The organism is Priestia sp. AB, assembly GCF_028369225.1.
In the GTDB taxonomy this organism is placed as follows: Bacteria; Bacillota; Bacilli; order Bacillales; family Bacillaceae_H; genus Priestia; species Priestia megaterium.
This window is the reverse complement of sequence record NZ_JAQMYN010000001.1, coordinates 961,821-976,018: the sequence shown is the minus strand read 5'-3', so window position 1 is coordinate 976,018 and position 14,198 is coordinate 961,821. Positions and strand designations below refer to the sequence as shown.

At 39.7% G+C, this 14,198-nt stretch carries 15 protein-coding genes, 1 pseudogene and 1 riboswitch; of the genes and pseudogenes, 7 read left to right on the top strand and 9 right to left on the bottom strand.

The annotated features are described in order from the left end of the window. The first annotated feature begins 21 nt into the window (after window positions 1-21). Entirely contained in the window at window positions 22-108 is an 87-nt protein-coding gene (locus POF52_RS04995; RefSeq protein ID WP_016765201.1) for a YjcZ family sporulation protein, read from the top strand. Between the two features lie 187 nt (window positions 109-295). Here POF52_RS04995 and POF52_RS04990 read toward each other — a convergent pair whose 3' ends face one another. From POF52_RS04990 to POF52_RS04975, 4 genes are all read right to left on the bottom strand, one after another. Continuing rightward, window positions 296-376 (bottom strand): YjcZ family sporulation protein, encoded by an 81-nt coding sequence (locus tag POF52_RS04990; protein WP_016765202.1) that lies wholly within the window; start codon window positions 374-376, stop codon window positions 296-298. A gap of 326 nt (window positions 377-702) precedes the next feature. Then, window positions 703-2,022 carry a TrkH family potassium uptake protein gene (locus tag POF52_RS04985; protein ID WP_176583247.1) on the bottom strand — a complete coding sequence of 440 codons (1,320 nt, stop codon included), beginning with the start codon at window positions 2,020-2,022 and terminating at the stop codon, window positions 703-705. A gap of 3 nt (window positions 2,023-2,025) precedes the next feature. Continuing rightward, window positions 2,026-2,685 (bottom strand): potassium channel family protein, encoded by a 660-nt coding sequence (locus POF52_RS04980; RefSeq protein ID WP_013058591.1) that lies wholly within the window; start codon window positions 2,683-2,685, stop codon window positions 2,026-2,028. Between the two features lie 124 nt (window positions 2,686-2,809). Then, a riboswitch (cyclic di-AMP (ydaO/yuaA leader) is annotated at window positions 2,810-2,954 on the bottom strand. A gap of 115 nt (window positions 2,955-3,069) precedes the next feature. Next, window positions 3,070-3,528, bottom strand: coding sequence for a carboxymuconolactone decarboxylase family protein (locus tag POF52_RS04975; RefSeq protein ID WP_013084575.1), 459 nt, complete (start codon window positions 3,526-3,528; stop codon window positions 3,070-3,072). Window positions 3,529-3,648: 120 nt separating this feature from the next. Here POF52_RS04975 and POF52_RS04970 point away from each other — a divergent pair, with 120 nt between their 5' ends. After that, the gene (locus tag POF52_RS04970) at window positions 3,649-4,104 is read left to right on the top strand and encodes an Lrp/AsnC family transcriptional regulator (RefSeq protein ID WP_271990289.1); all 456 of its coding nucleotides are present in this window, start codon (window positions 3,649-3,651) and stop codon (window positions 4,102-4,104) included. A 279-nt stretch (window positions 4,105-4,383) separates the two neighbouring features. Here the strand turns inward: POF52_RS04970 and POF52_RS04965 are convergent, their stop codons facing one another. Then, on the bottom strand, window positions 4,384-5,286 hold the full coding sequence (locus POF52_RS04965) for a peptidyl-prolyl cis-trans isomerase (RefSeq protein WP_013084576.1): 903 nt from the start codon (window positions 5,284-5,286) through the stop codon (window positions 4,384-4,386). Next, window positions 5,283-6,557, bottom strand: a complete 1,275-nt coding sequence (locus POF52_RS04960) for a S1C family serine protease (RefSeq protein ID WP_013084577.1) — start codon at window positions 6,555-6,557, stop codon at window positions 5,283-5,285. The genes POF52_RS04965 and POF52_RS04960 overlap by 4 nt, the downstream gene beginning before the upstream one ends. Before the next feature lie 222 nt (window positions 6,558-6,779). Here POF52_RS04960 and POF52_RS04955 point away from each other — a divergent pair, with 222 nt between their 5' ends. Together POF52_RS04955 and POF52_RS04950 are read left to right on the top strand one after the other, a co-directional pair. Then, complete coding sequence (locus tag POF52_RS04955) at window positions 6,780-7,451, top strand: response regulator transcription factor (protein WP_271990284.1); 672 nt, start codon at window positions 6,780-6,782, stop codon at window positions 7,449-7,451. Continuing rightward, window positions 7,448-8,797, top strand: coding sequence for a sensor histidine kinase (locus POF52_RS04950; RefSeq protein WP_074893132.1), 1,350 nt, complete (start codon window positions 7,448-7,450; stop codon window positions 8,795-8,797). Before POF52_RS04955 ends, POF52_RS04950 begins: the two co-directional genes overlap by 4 nt. A 35-nt stretch (window positions 8,798-8,832) precedes the next feature. Here POF52_RS04950 and POF52_RS04945 read toward each other — a convergent pair. After that, window positions 8,833-9,820 (bottom strand): annotated as a pseudogene (locus POF52_RS04945) (D-cysteine desulfhydrase). A gap of 150 nt (window positions 9,821-9,970) precedes the next feature. On the opposite strand from POF52_RS04945, the gene POF52_RS04940 reads away from it, so the two are divergent. From POF52_RS04940 to POF52_RS04930, 3 genes are all read left to right on the top strand, one after another. Further along, a complete protein-coding gene (locus tag POF52_RS04940) occupies window positions 9,971-10,489 on the top strand; it encodes an acyl-CoA thioesterase (RefSeq protein ID WP_034649541.1) in 519 nt (172 codons plus the stop codon). 75 nt (window positions 10,490-10,564) lie between these two features. After that, entirely contained in the window at window positions 10,565-11,245 is a 681-nt protein-coding gene (locus POF52_RS04935; protein ID WP_013084582.1) for a GntR family transcriptional regulator, read from the top strand. Next, window positions 11,242-12,183, top strand: a complete 942-nt coding sequence (locus tag POF52_RS04930; RefSeq protein WP_271990276.1) for a DMT family transporter — start codon at window positions 11,242-11,244, stop codon at window positions 12,181-12,183. Before POF52_RS04935 ends, POF52_RS04930 begins: the two co-directional genes overlap by 4 nt. 41 nt (window positions 12,184-12,224) lie before the next feature. On the opposite strand, the gene POF52_RS04925 is transcribed toward POF52_RS04930, so the two are convergent. Together POF52_RS04925 and POF52_RS04920 are read right to left on the bottom strand one after the other, a co-directional pair. Beyond that, on the bottom strand, window positions 12,225-12,803 hold the full coding sequence (locus POF52_RS04925) for a suppressor of fused domain protein (protein WP_013084584.1): 579 nt from the start codon (window positions 12,801-12,803) through the stop codon (window positions 12,225-12,227). A gap of 223 nt (window positions 12,804-13,026) precedes the next feature. After that, window positions 13,027-14,127 (bottom strand): M24 family metallopeptidase, encoded by a 1,101-nt coding sequence (locus tag POF52_RS04920; protein WP_057273862.1) that lies wholly within the window; start codon window positions 14,125-14,127, stop codon window positions 13,027-13,029. Window positions 14,128-14,198 lie beyond the last annotated feature (71 nt).

The window sequence follows — 14,198 nt, the reverse complement described above, 5'->3', positions numbered from 1 at the left end:
TTATTAAAGGAGGTTACACATATGGGCGCAAAAGGCGGTTTTGGTTTTTCATTTATCGTTGTTTTATTTATTCTATTAGTAATCGTAGGATGTTCTTGCTACTACTAATTTTTAGAGGGGATGAACATCATTCATCCTCTTATTTCAAAAAAAACCATGCTTTCGCATGGCTACATACCGATTAGATGAATGAGTAGAGGAACTCATTGTTCGGCAATATTGAAGAAATTTTTGGTTTTCACTTCCGCCTAGTATGCCCTTTTTGACGGGGGCTATGCGCAAATAAAGTTAACGTTTAAAAGCGAAAGCCAGACGCACCTACAATAACAAGTAAAACAAATAACACAACGATTAACGCAAAATTTTGTTTTCCCACGTACCATCCCTCACTTCCTGTTATCTGCTTTTAGTGTATACAACAGCTTGGCAAAATGTTTAGGACAGGGGTGCGGATTTTTTTAACGGGAAAAACCTTCAAATTCCGCCAAAAAAGTGAATCATATTTTTGTTTCTTTCGTTATATATAGTAAGAGATTTTTTTACTATAAAAAAGGGGGGCCTTTAATGCGCCGACATTCTAAATTGCCCATTGTTCTTGTCTTTGCCTTCTTTTTATTCATCGCAACTGTTTTGTGCGTAACCTCTTATATGTCTTGAACGTATAAATAATATAAAAAAATCGCCTCATCGAAGGCGATTTTTCTACCCTAGCATTATATCTTCATTTGGATAACGAACGGCTTCACGCTTTTGCTTAGATAATGAAAACGCAAGCGTTAATGGCCCCACTTTTCCTAAAAACATGATAAAGATAATAATCACGCGTCCAAAGTACGAAAGTTCAGGAGTTGCTCCCATCGATAAACCTACTGTTCCAAACGCAGAAACAACTTCAAACATAATTTTTACAAACGGCAGGTTTTCCGAAATATTTAACAGGAAAATGGCTCCAAATACAAACATAATTGAAATCATCGTGATGGCTAGTGCCTTAAACACGTGAAGAGGAAGAAGTCGTCTCTTTAATAGCACAATATCTTCCCGGCTTCGTAAAAATGCCCATACAGAAAAAACAATCACCACAAACGTTGTTAGTTTAATACCGCCTCCTGTTGACGCACTTCCTGCACCAATAAACATTAATAAGACCATTAAAAAGACCGTTGCGTCATGCAGGTGAGCTAAATCAATTGTATTAAATCCCGCGGTTCTTGTCGTTACCGCTTGAAAATAAGAAGCCCATACTTTGTCTCCTAATGATAAATTTCCGAGCGTATGCGAATTGCTGTACTCTAAGAAAAAAATAAAAAGCATGGCAGTCACATTAATCGCAAACGTGCTGATAATCATAATTTTTGAATGCAGCGTTAGTTTTCTATACGATTTTTTCACCCACATATCAGCAAGAACGGTAAACCCTAACCCACCAATGATGAACAAAAAAGAAATCGTTATGTTAATAATAGGATCTCCAACATACTGCACTAAGTTATCAGACAGTAGCCCAAACCCTGCGTTATTAAAAGCCGAAATTGAATGAAACAAGCTAAAGAACAGCCCCTTAGACCATCCGAATTCCGGAACCCAGCGTATTGCTAAAAAGATAAGTGCAACAAATTCAATTAAAAATGAAAAGATAAACAGCCTTTTAACTAGCAGGACAACTCCGCCGACGCTCGTTTGATTTAATGCCTGCTGAACGAGCATACGCTCTTTAAATCCAATTTTTTTACCTAGCATCATAAAAATCAACACGGCAAATGACATAATGCCAAGACCGCCTATTTGAATTAACAGCATAATAATGATTTGACCGATGACGGTAAAACGGGTACCTGTATCTACGACGGCTAAGCCGGTTACTGTCATAGCGGAAGTAGACGTAAAAAAGGCATCTACCCACCCGATTGGCTCAGTAGTAGAAAAAGGCATCATCAATAGAAGAGCACCAATAATAATTCCTCCGCCAAAAATGGAGACAAGCAGCTGCGGAGGAGTGAGTTTAATGATTTGTTTTTTCATAAGTTAAACTCCTTCTTCTTCAAAACGGTTCAAATCGCGGTTATGTCCGATGACAATCAGCATATCTCCTTGTTCAATTATTTCATGCGCGGTAGGCGAGATCACCATTTCCCCGTCTTTTCGCTGAAAGCCGATAATATTGCAGCCGTACTTGGCACGAATGTTTAAATCAAACAGCGTTTTATTATGAAGTTTCTTAGAGGCGACAATTTCGACAATACTATAATCCTTTGACAATTCAATATAATCAATGATTTTTTCTGACACCACGTGATGAGCAATACGCTTAGCAATATCGCGCTCAGGGTGAATGACTTTATCCGCTCCTATTTTTTCGAGCACTTTTTGATGATACATATTCACTGCTTTTACCCATACTTGCTTAACGCCCATATCTTTTAAAAGCATCGTTGCCAGCACGCTTGCTTCGATATCATCTCCAAACGAAATAAGAGCATGATCAACATTGCGAATACCTAGCCCCTTTAAGCTAGCTTCATCAATCGCGTTTGCTTGCACAACATATGTAGCTGAGTTGCTAAATTTATTTACTACCTCCTGATTGCGGTCAATAGCGAGCACATCCACATCCAGATTAGCAAACTCTTCAACCAAACTGCCTCCAAAACGACCTAATCCCAATACAGCAAACTGTTTTTTCATAATGTATTTATTCCTTTCTTCAACTGCTGTGTGTTCTCTTAGCTTATACTTTTTCTAAAAAATTACATCTTTTTCTTAAAAAAAGCGCAAAAAAACACAGGAAGGCTCCTGTGTTTTTCCACACTCTTCCCCCTCAAAACGCTTGCGAAGTTAGCTGTCGGGTTCGGGTTTTAAGAGTAACCCTACCTTTTTAAGGATTCACCCCGGAGCACAATATGTGCGTAAATAATGGGTCCTCCGCTCCGTAATGGATTAAGCGATTTTTATTTAAATGTCTATGATCTATTTTTTAGAATAATCGATTCGATTCATGATACGTTTCACTTTACGAAAGCTATCTTACTCCTGTGGATTTTGTCTGTCAAGATATTTTTAGCGAAGACCTCACTTGCCCTGCAAGCTGCAAAAATCATATAAATCTAAACTGACAATCATTTTGTGAAATTGATCAAATAAATTAATAACAGCTAAAAGCTCTAACAGCTGCGTATCACTGTAAAATTTCTTTAATTGATTCATATCAGCATCCGTCAACTCCCTTGGACGCACCCGGTATACATCAATAAATCGAAACAGCAGTCGATCTTTTTCTTCCAGCTCTTTTTCTCTTAACACTTTTTGATTAAGCGTCTCATCGCCTACATATGACATGCTCATACACGTCTCACAGCCGTTAACACCTGCTAGATAAAGCCTTATTTTTTCCTTAGTCTCTTTTTCTACTATATCGCTGTTCCAAAGCGTGTCGTAAAGCTCATCATACAATCTTTTTACATGCGGAATTAAATTCAATGCTTTTTCAAAATTTGTTCCCTCTTCGTTTGCTAACAAAACTCTTGCCATTTTTTACTCACTCCTTTTTAATTATTATAGTAAGAAAAATGGAAATTTTAGATTACAGATAAAACATCTTAGCTACTATTACTAATCAAATGAAACGTTAATGAGAAAGAAGGTTTTCAATTGAAAATTGATGAAATTGATTTATCGATTTTGCAGGCGCTGCAGCAAAACAGCCGCCTTTCCTTACGAGAGCTAGGAAAACAAATTAACTTGTCTCCTCCTTCGGTGGCAGAGCGAGTACGACAGCTAGAGAGCTTTGGCGTTATAAAAGGGTATACGATTGATATTGATTATGAAAAGCTGCATTTGCCCGTGTCATGTTTTATTGAAGTAACGATGAAAAACGGAGAGCACGAGCGTTTTAAACGATTTATTTCTCAGTATCCCTACGCTTTATTCTGTGAACGCATCGCCGGGCAAGCCTGCTTTATTACAAAGCTTCAGCTTCCTCACCTGCACGTACTCGAACAATTTATTAACGAAATTACACCTTATGCCAAAACGATTTCACACATCGCCCTTTCTCACGTGGAGATGGCTCCTGCATTATTGCGTCATTTAAAAGATGAAAAGTGATTGAAACGTAACGAAAAAATCCCAACGATTGGATTGATCGTTCGGATTTTCTTTCCACTAAACTACTTTTGTCCCAGCCTCTTTTATTCGTCCAACAGCATAAAAAATAACCCTCCAAAGCTGGAGGGTATAAATTTTCCGAATAATGAAAGTTTTACAACTTCATTTTATCAGGTGACGACATTTCTGTCTACTTAAAAATGTAAAAGAGCTCTCTATTAATAGAAAGCTCTTTTACCTGCTTGTTTTTTGAAAACAATCAATCTATATAAAAGGGAACTACCTAAGGCTGAAAGTCACGTGAAACCTTGGCAGTTCATCCTGCATATACCGGTTGATATGATTCAAAACAAGTTCTTTCATCATTTCTTCTTTGACTTCTGATTCCGTTTTTTTATCTTTTTGTTTTAAAATAAGAATATAATAGACTTTACCCATTTTAATGGGCTCACTACTCTCTCCGATGTGCTGTTTTTTTAAAACATCTATAAAAGAGGGAGATAGACTTGAAAGCTTTAGATTATCAGCATTCTCTATTTTGCTGACTGTCTGGACATCAGCATATTTTTTTTGAACGTCCTGAAGAGATGTTCCTTTTTGCAGTTCAGCCGCAGCGGCAGCGGCATCATGTAAAGTAGAAAAAGCCAGCTGCGTAAAAGATACGCGCGTTAGATCGTTTTCAATACGTTTATAGTAAGCAGTTAGTTCATCAGACGTAATTTGTTTGCGGAAATATTCTTCTAATTTAAACTGATTCGTTAGCTGGTTGGTTACATCACTAGAACGAATATTTAACACTTCATAACCTTGTTTTCTTGTATCCTCGTTATATGAGCGTTTAATTTGCTTCCACATATCCTCGACTTGTTTTTGTACTTTATCGCTTGTCTTTAGATGTGAAATTAAGATTTTTTGCATAACAAGCTGCCGCAATAACTCTTTGCGGTAGCTTGTATCATTTAGCGGAGCATCTGGATTTAAGAACCCTTCAACGGCTAAAAAACGGTTGAATTCAGCTCCTGTCACCTTGCCTCCCTCATACGCTGCCAGTTCTTTGGTAGAAGATAGCTGACTAATTTCTACAGAAGGAAACATCGTGTTTGAATGCTTCCCTCCGCAGCCGGTTAAAAATCCGAACGCTGTTAATACTGCTAGTAGCAGCTTTAACGGTGTTGAACTCATCCATTGTTATCCTGCTGTTCTGAAAGCTTCAGAGAAATAGTTTGTTTTTTTCCATTTCGGTACACGTCTAATTTTACCGTGTCTCCTACTTTACGTTTTGTGTATAGATATTGACGTAAATCACTGGATGTTTTGACTTCATTTCCATCGATGGCAACAATCACGTCTTTTGATTGTAAACCTGCATCAGAAGCAGAAGAGAATGGTTCAACCGTCGTTACGACAACTCCTTCAGACGTATCGCTGGTTAGGCCTAGCTGGTTTTGTTTTGTTGCAGCTGAAAGCTGACCTACATCTTGAAGACCTACCCCCATATATGGACGCGTTATTTTTCCGTTTTTCATCAGCTGTTCAATCGTCGGCTGCACTTCATCACTTGGAAGAGCAAAGCCGATGCCTTCTACATTGTCTTCTGAAATTTTCATACTGTTGATACCGACTACTTCACCGGAAGAATTGATCAAGGCACCGCCGCTGTTTCCTGGATTAATCGCCGCATCCGTTTGAATTGCATCTACGTTCCAATTTTCTGAAATAGGGACAGAGCGTTTTGCTGCGCTCACGATACCTTGTGTGACCGTACGAGAAAATTGTTCACCAAGAGGATTTCCGATTGCAAGCACCGTTTCACCTGCTACTAAATCCGATGATTTCCCGAACTTCGCCACTTGTTCAACATTTTTGTCAGACATCTCAAGCACCGCTAAATCCGTTAGCGCATCAGCTCCGACAATCTTAGCTTTTTCTTTTTGTCCGTTTGAAAGTGACACTTCTACTTCGCTTGCGCCGTCAATAACGTGGTTATTGGTCACAACGTATGCTTTTCCATTTTCTTTTTTGAAAATAACACCGGAACCCGTTCCTGCTTCTTGCGTTTGGGTATCTCCAGAAAATGGATTTGTTTGCTGTTGAATATTGTTCACGCCTACAACAGCAGCTGATACTTTATTTACAACTGAAACAAGATCTGACTGATTCACGGTTGTGCTTACTGTTCGAGGCGTTGTGCTCGTTGTTGTTGCGGTTTGAGTCTGCGTTGTTTGATTCGCTGTTTGCGTATCAGCTGAATCCATTAACCCCAGCTGCGGAGCACCGTATAGCACAATTCCTCCACCTAGCACTGCTCCGGCGATAGAAGATGCAATCACTGGAAATAAGCGTCTTCTTGGAGGCTGTGATGATGACGCAGGCTGATACTGATCGTAGCGCTGCTGGCGGTTTTCATATTCTTCTTTTCGTTCTTGCTCTCTTTCATAATCACGTGGATCCATGAAAAACACTCCTTTTAACGTAGCAAATTTTATGTTATCTATACTATAAAATAAAAGTTTGGGATAAGTATCAAAACAATGTGTGAAATTGTGAAAAATTTCTTTATAACAGCAAACACGTAGTATAATAGCGGGTACATAGACCTTTAGAGAAACGCGCACATATGGCGTAATATGCTTTATTTACCTTAATTTTCATATATTCAGAGGAAGGTGTCAAATTTGAGCTTTACACTATATTTAGTAGAGGATGAACAAAATTTAAACGAAGTTTTAACCCTTTACCTTCAAAAAGAAGGCTGGGATGTTCGCTCATTTTTTAACGGCACGGACGCCAAAGAAATGATTACAACCCCTCCGCATCTGTGGATTTTAGATATTATGCTGCCTGATATTGACGGGTATCAGCTCATTCGCGAAATCAAGCAGCAAACGCCACATGTGCCTGTTATTTTCATCTCAGCCCGCGATGCCGATATTGACCGGGTTCTTGGGCTTGAAATGGGCAGCGACGACTATTTATCAAAGCCTTTTTTGCCTCGTGAACTAGTTATTCGAGCAAACAAACTGCTAAACCGCGTATATGGTTCCAATCAAAAGAAAACCGGCACCATTACGCTGACTCCTTATGAAATCGATTTACATACCCGTACAGTCAGTGAAAATGGAAAGCCGATTGATTTAACGTCTAAAGAATTTGATTTTCTCGTCACTATCTCAAAAGACCTTGGACAGGCTTTTTCACGGGAGCAGCTGCTGAATCTCATTTGGGGAGAAGATTATTTCGGCACAGACCGAGTGGTGGATGATTTAGTAAGGCGCGTGCGTAAAAAAATGCCGCAAGCACGAATTGAAACGATTTACGGATACGGATACCGGATGATGAAAGCATGAAAAACAAGTCGCTTGCATTTCAAATTTGGCTCGTCATCTCCGGTATTCTACTGCTTATTTCAATTTTGCTCGCTATTTTATTCCCAACGACGCTCAGGCAGTTCTTCACGAATGAAATTTATACCACTATTGAAAATGAACAGCATATTTTAAAAGAATACGGACTGCCCAGCCGCTCAGGTGAATACTACTTTAGCAATGAAGACAGTGAACCAACACTTGGAAATCGAACCGTCGATCATATTTTATTGCCTGAACATGCGGATATCTCTTATTTTTCATCACGGGTGTTGCCTCAAGACTTTTTGAGAAAAGCCCAGGAAGATGCAATCAGCCAGCGAAAAATCGTCGCTCGCTATGAAAAAGATCTTGGCAACCGGACGCTTTTTTATGTAATTCGAAAAGTAAGCGTAAACGGACAGCCTGCTTTTTTGCTTTCATTTTCGTGGGATACGTATCGCAACGCGCTCACTTCTACTCTGTTTAAACAGCTGCTTCTTGTAATTTCAATTGTATTTCTATTCAGCTGGCTTCCATCTATTTGGCTATCAAGATATTTAAGCAAGCCGCTTGTATCGCTTGAAAAAGATGTGAAAAAAATTGCCGAACAAAATTGGCATGAGCCCGTTGCAGTCAACCGTTCCGATGAAATTGGCAAGCTAGGCGCCTCCATCGAGCAAATGCGCAAAAGGCTCGTATCTAAAGATGAAGCACAGCAAACGCTGCTTCAAAATATTTCACACGATTTAAAAACACCGGTTATGGTGATTCAAAGCTACGCTCAGTCGATTCAAGACGGCATTTATCCAAAAGGTGATTTATCTCAAACGGTAAAAGTTATTGAAGATGAATCCAAAAATCTTGAGAAAAAAATCCGCGATTTGCTTTACTTAACCAAGCTTGACTATATGTCCACTCATCAGCTTGCACAAGATGACTTTGATTTTACTGCACTTCTTCATGAAGTAGTGGATCGCTTGCGGTGGAGACGCCCTGAAATACAGTGGGAATTTGACGACGAAAACGCAACAATTAAAGGAGATAGAGAACTGTGGACAAAAGTTCTTGAAAATGTACTCGACAATCAGCTGCGCTATGCCGAGACGAAGGTTTCACTTTCACTTGCTAAACACCAAACGAACGTTCAATGTACAATCAGCAACGATGGTCCGCCGATTGATCAAAGCGTGCTTCAACACTTGTTTGAACCGTTTAAAAAAGGAGCAAACGGTGAATTCGGTATCGGCTTAAGTATCGTAAAGCGTATTGTTACGATGCACGATGCAGCCATTACGGCTGAAAACACAGACACCGGAGTAACGTTTTCACTTACTATTCCTATATAAACTAAAAAAGCAAGGGATTCGAATCCCTTGCTTTTTTATGAAAAAATTGATGTATAGGCATAAAGAGCCGGTGAACCGCCTGAGTGGACAAACACCACATTTTCATCCTTATTAAAATAACCTTTTCGAATTAAATCAATTAGACCAGCCATCGCTTTTCCCGTATACACAGGATCCAATAAAATCCCTTCCGTACTGGCCACAAGTTTGACTGCTTCCACCATCTCTTCTGTCGGAACAGCATACCCTCGACCTACGTATTCATCCATACATACAATCTCTTCTTTTTTAAAAGGCGTTTTACTATGTAAATGATCATAAAGTTCACTCGTCAGCTTGGCAACTTTTACTTCTTGCTCTTCTTTAGCACGACTGACATTCATTCCAATAACAGATACGTCACTTTGAAGACCTTGAAAGCCTGCCACTAATCCTGCATGCATGCCTCCGCTGCCGCTTGTACAAACTACGTGGTTAAGCTTTATTTGCTGCTCATAGCTTTGCATAAGCAGTTCTTGTGCACAGGCAGCGTATCCGGTTGCACCGATAACATTCGAACCTCCTACTGGAATTAAATACGGTTTATGACCTTTTTCAATTAGCTCTCGCTCTACTGTTTTCATTTCGGCTGTCAAATCAGAACCTTCAGCGACAAACCGCATGTCATGAGCGCCTAATAAATGATAAAGAAAATAGTTTCCTGTGGGCTGACCGCTTGCTTTATTTTCGCCTTCTTCTAATACGAGCACGCATTTCATTTGTTCTTTTACAGCCGCAGCGAGCGTCAAACGACAGTGATTGGATTGTATCGCACGTTACAAGCACGTCTGCTCCTTGCGCTTTTGCATCAGCTACTAAATATTCAAGCTTGCGCGTCTTATTTCCGCCCCCTGTCAGTCCAAGCATATCATCTCGCTTCATATAAATTGAAGGTCCATTTAACTGCTGAGATAAAACCGATAGCTTTTCTAAAGGTGTAGGGGAATCCGTATATTTCCTTCTAGAAAATTGAGTTAAGTTCATGCTCTCATCCTCTCTTTCATATTTGTTCTATTTTACCATATAGAAGCTTTTGAAGAGCTTTTTACGAAAGGGCTTTCTATAACTTGTATACATAAGAACAAGTAGTCAACATACATTAAACCATATAAACAGTTTGAAGGAGTGTTTTCAATGAGTGAAAAAGCAGTACTTTGCAGCGTCTCACGAGTAGTCAAATCACAGCACATTTTTCCAAATGACCTAAACAATCACCACACCCTTTTTGGGGGGAAAATTGTCGCTGACATGGACATGACGGCTTCTCTTTCAGCAGCTAAACATTCCCGAAAGACGTGTGTTACGGCTTCCATTGATCACGTTGATTTTATCGAACCCGTCACCGAAGAAGATTTTATTTCATATGAAGCATTCGTTGTTGTCACAGGAAAAAGCTCCATGATTATTTTTGTTAAAGTGATTGCCGAAAATTTGTTAACGGGCATTAAGCGTATTGCAGCTACTTCTTTTCTCACCTTTGTTGCGTTAGAAAACGGGAAACCTGCCTCCGTTCCTCAAGTTATTGCTCAAACTGAAGAAGAAAAAAGCCTTCAAAAAGTAGCTCTTGAACGAAAAGAGTCCAAAAAAACGCAGGTTGAGCACAGCAAAGCGATTGCGAGCATTTTATCTAAATCTTTGCGCAGCAGTAATTAAGCTCTTCATCTAAAAAGCAGCTGTCTGCTTTTTAGACGAAGTTTTTTTAGTTTTCACATTGTTATTTAATGTAATATGCGATATATTGGTTTTATGAAAAATAACATTCAACCTCTCAAACGACTTTCTTTAAGGGAAGAAGTCTATCAAACACTTAAACACAATATTGTCATGCTTGAATTTCAGCCGGAACAAAAGCTTCAGGATAAAGAACTGGCTGAGCAGTTTGGAGTTAGCCGCACTCCTGTTCGAGAAGCATTAAAAAGGCTTGAAGATGAAGGCCTTGTCCAAACGACACCTGGCTCTTCTACAAAAGTGGCTCCATTAAACCTTGAGGAGGCAAAACAATCTTTTATTGTCGTCGCAGCTCTTCATGCACTTGCTGCTAAGCTGGCTTGTACTTCGTTACAAGAAGAAGATATGGGCGAACTAATCAAACACAATCAATCTCTAGAACATGCAATCAAAACAAGAAATGTCCTTAAAGCGATCGAAGCGGATGAAACATTTCATTCCATCTTTTTAAAACGGGCGAACAATATAGAGCTAGAACGTGTTGTAAAACAAACAAGCGCCAAAATTCAGCGTCTGGAAATCGCTCGTTTTTCGTCTCTTGCTAGTCTTGCTTCGGTTGATCAGCACAAAGAAATCATAAACGCTTGCGGTCAAAAAGATGCCGCACTGACATCGCAGCTTGTGGAAACGAACTGGCTGACGCTAGGTGAAGCGCTGACAAGTGAGGAGGAATCCAAGTGAAGCCTCTTTTATTAGGCATTGCTGCATCATTCTTTTTTGCTTTTACATTCGTTTTAAATCGAGCGATGGATTTATCCGGAGGCAGCTGGGCGTGGAGCGCGTCGCTGCGCTATTTTTTTATGGTACCTCTTTTGCTTGTGCTCGTTTATTTTTGGGGTGGTATTAAACCTGTGGTAGCAGAAATAAAAGCTCAGCCTCAAAAATGGCTGCTTTGGAGCACGGTTGGATTTGGGTTATTTTACGCTCCTCTTTGTTTTGCTTCAACCTACGGTCCCGGCTGGCTTATTGCAGGAACTTGGCAAATCACAATTTTATCGGGGTCTCTCCTAGCTCCTTTGTTTTACAAGGAAGGAAAGAAGCGAGGCGGCATTCCCTTCAAGCAGCTAGGTTTTTCGTTTATTATTTTAATAGGAGTTGTGCTCATGCAGCTTGAGCATGCGACTGAACTGTCGGCCGCTACTGCCTTGCTTTGTACCATTCCGATTTTAATTGCCTCTTTTGCATACCCGCTTGGCAACCGTAAAATGATGGAAGTTTCGTCACTTAATACGTTTCAGCGCGTGCTTGGAATGACGCTTTCAAGCCTGCCGTTTTGGATTATTCTTTCTGTCTATGCCTGCGTGACCGATGGACTACCAAAAACAACTCAGATTTATCAAAGCAGTTTAGTTGCTTTACTTTCAGGAGTATGTGCAACAGTTTTATTTTTTGCAGCAACCGACCTTGTTAAAAAAGATTCTCAAAAGCTAGGTGCAGTTGAAGCTACACAATCGATGGAAGTTTTATTTGCCCTGCTAGGAGAGGTCTTCCTTCTATCAAGTCCTTTGCCATCGATTCTTTCTTGGGTTGGAATGGGAGTTATCATAGCAGGCATGGTCCTTCACAGCTACCAAACAAGTCATAAAAAAGCTATACCGCAAAAAGAATTGACCCACTAATTAATAACAAAAAAGAGCGTCTTAGTCGGCGCTCTTTTTGTTTATACAACAGACCTTCTTTCTAAATTGAAGACATTCACCTGCTCAGCATCAAAGCGGCTTAGCAACGAATCTACTCCGTACTCAAGTGCAAAAGCACGTTCATTTTCTGAAATCGGAACGGCCTGCAGGAACGTTACTTTTTTATCAGATAGTTCAATCGTTGAAAAATTATCCCATAAAAACGGCGGAATCAGCAAAATGTGCTGCATATGAAAGCTGTCATCAAGAACTGCAATAACGTCTTTATAAATAGCTCCTGGGAAGATGGACACATGAGATTTCATCATATGGAAAATACAGTTTGCTAAAATAGCAGAATAAATACCGAATTCCTCATGACAAGCCCCAACGATTTCAATTCGAAGCGGGATCCCTCCAACTGTATAGCCTGTCGGACATTGATGTCCACCGAGCGTTGCATACGCGGTTACGTCTTGACGCGGATGGTTTTCACACGCCACAACGTGAATACCATGCTTTTTTCTTTCATCTGAATAATCTTCAATTCGATCCTTTTGACCAAATACATCTATTGCTTTATGTATAATTAATTCTTCATCTTTTGTAAAATTACTCATAAAAAACCTCCTTGCTTGCGACCTTAAAAAGCTCCCTACTGTACAGCATATACTACTGCACTCGCTTACGATATAGTTTTTAGAAAATGTGATAGAAATGTTATCGTTTCGTAACATACTATGATATTGTATCAAGAAGCAAACGAGAAACCTTAACCAATTTTTTCTTTTCCCATAAAAAATAGAGCCTGCACCATGGCAGCCTCTATTTTTTATGACATTATTATGAAATAATTTGCAATTCTTTTGGGTACTTCGTTAACGTTTCGTATCCATCTTTTGTAATGATTACATCATCTTCGATACGCACGCCTCCAAGTCCTGGAATATAGATACCCGGTTCAATTGTATATACCATGCCTTCTTGAAGCACATCATCATTGTTACGGCTCATTGAAGGAAACTCATGCACGCTAATACCAAGACCATGACCAAGACGATGCAAGAAATACTCTCCATATCCTGCTTCTGTAATAATATTGCGTGCTACCATGTCCAAGTCGCCAATTCGAGTGCCAGGCTTGGAAGCTTCAAGTGCTGCCTGCTCAGCGCGCTGTACCGTTTCATAGATTTCTTTTTGCTTATCATTAATAGACTTGTAAGCAACTGTACGTGTAATATCTGAACAGTATCCGTCTAGCACTACACCTAAATCGAACAGAACCATATCTCCTGGCTTTAACGTGCGAAGACCTGGGTTCCCATGCGCTTCTCCCGTTTTTTCACCAAATAAAACCATCGTTGAAAACGACATCTCACGAATTCCTTTTCGCTTTAGCTCGTATTCAATTTTAGCCAGAACATCCATTTCCGTAACGCCTTCTTTTAAAGCAGCTACGCCCACTTCTACACCAAAATCAGCTAAGGCAGCTGCCTTTTGCAGAATCTCAACTTCACGCTCATCTTTAATTAAACGCAGCTGATTTAACTTCTCTTCTGCTCCGACTAGCTCAGCGTTTGGATATAGGCTAAGCAGTTCTTCGGCTCTCGCATACAGCAGCTGCTCTTTCTCTACAGCAACCTTTTTCACATCTATTACGTTTCGTTTATGTAAAGCTTCTTTAATAAGTTCCCAAGGATTTTGATGATCTTCATATCCAATCACATCAAACTTCCAGCCCGCTTCTTTTGCTTGTCCCACTTCCATTGATGGACAAACAAGCATCGGCTCCGCTTCGTTAAACACAAATAAGCCAAGCAAACGCTCATGCGGATCCGTGTGAAATCCAGTTAAATAAAATACGTTTTCGGTTGACGAAATAAAGGCCGTTTCTACATTCTTTTCTTTTAGCCACGATACGACTTTTTGTAAACGTGCTTCCATTAAAAAAACCCCTTTCATTGTGCAATATTACTATTATAACATAGTTATTTAGCAATATTGTACAATGAATA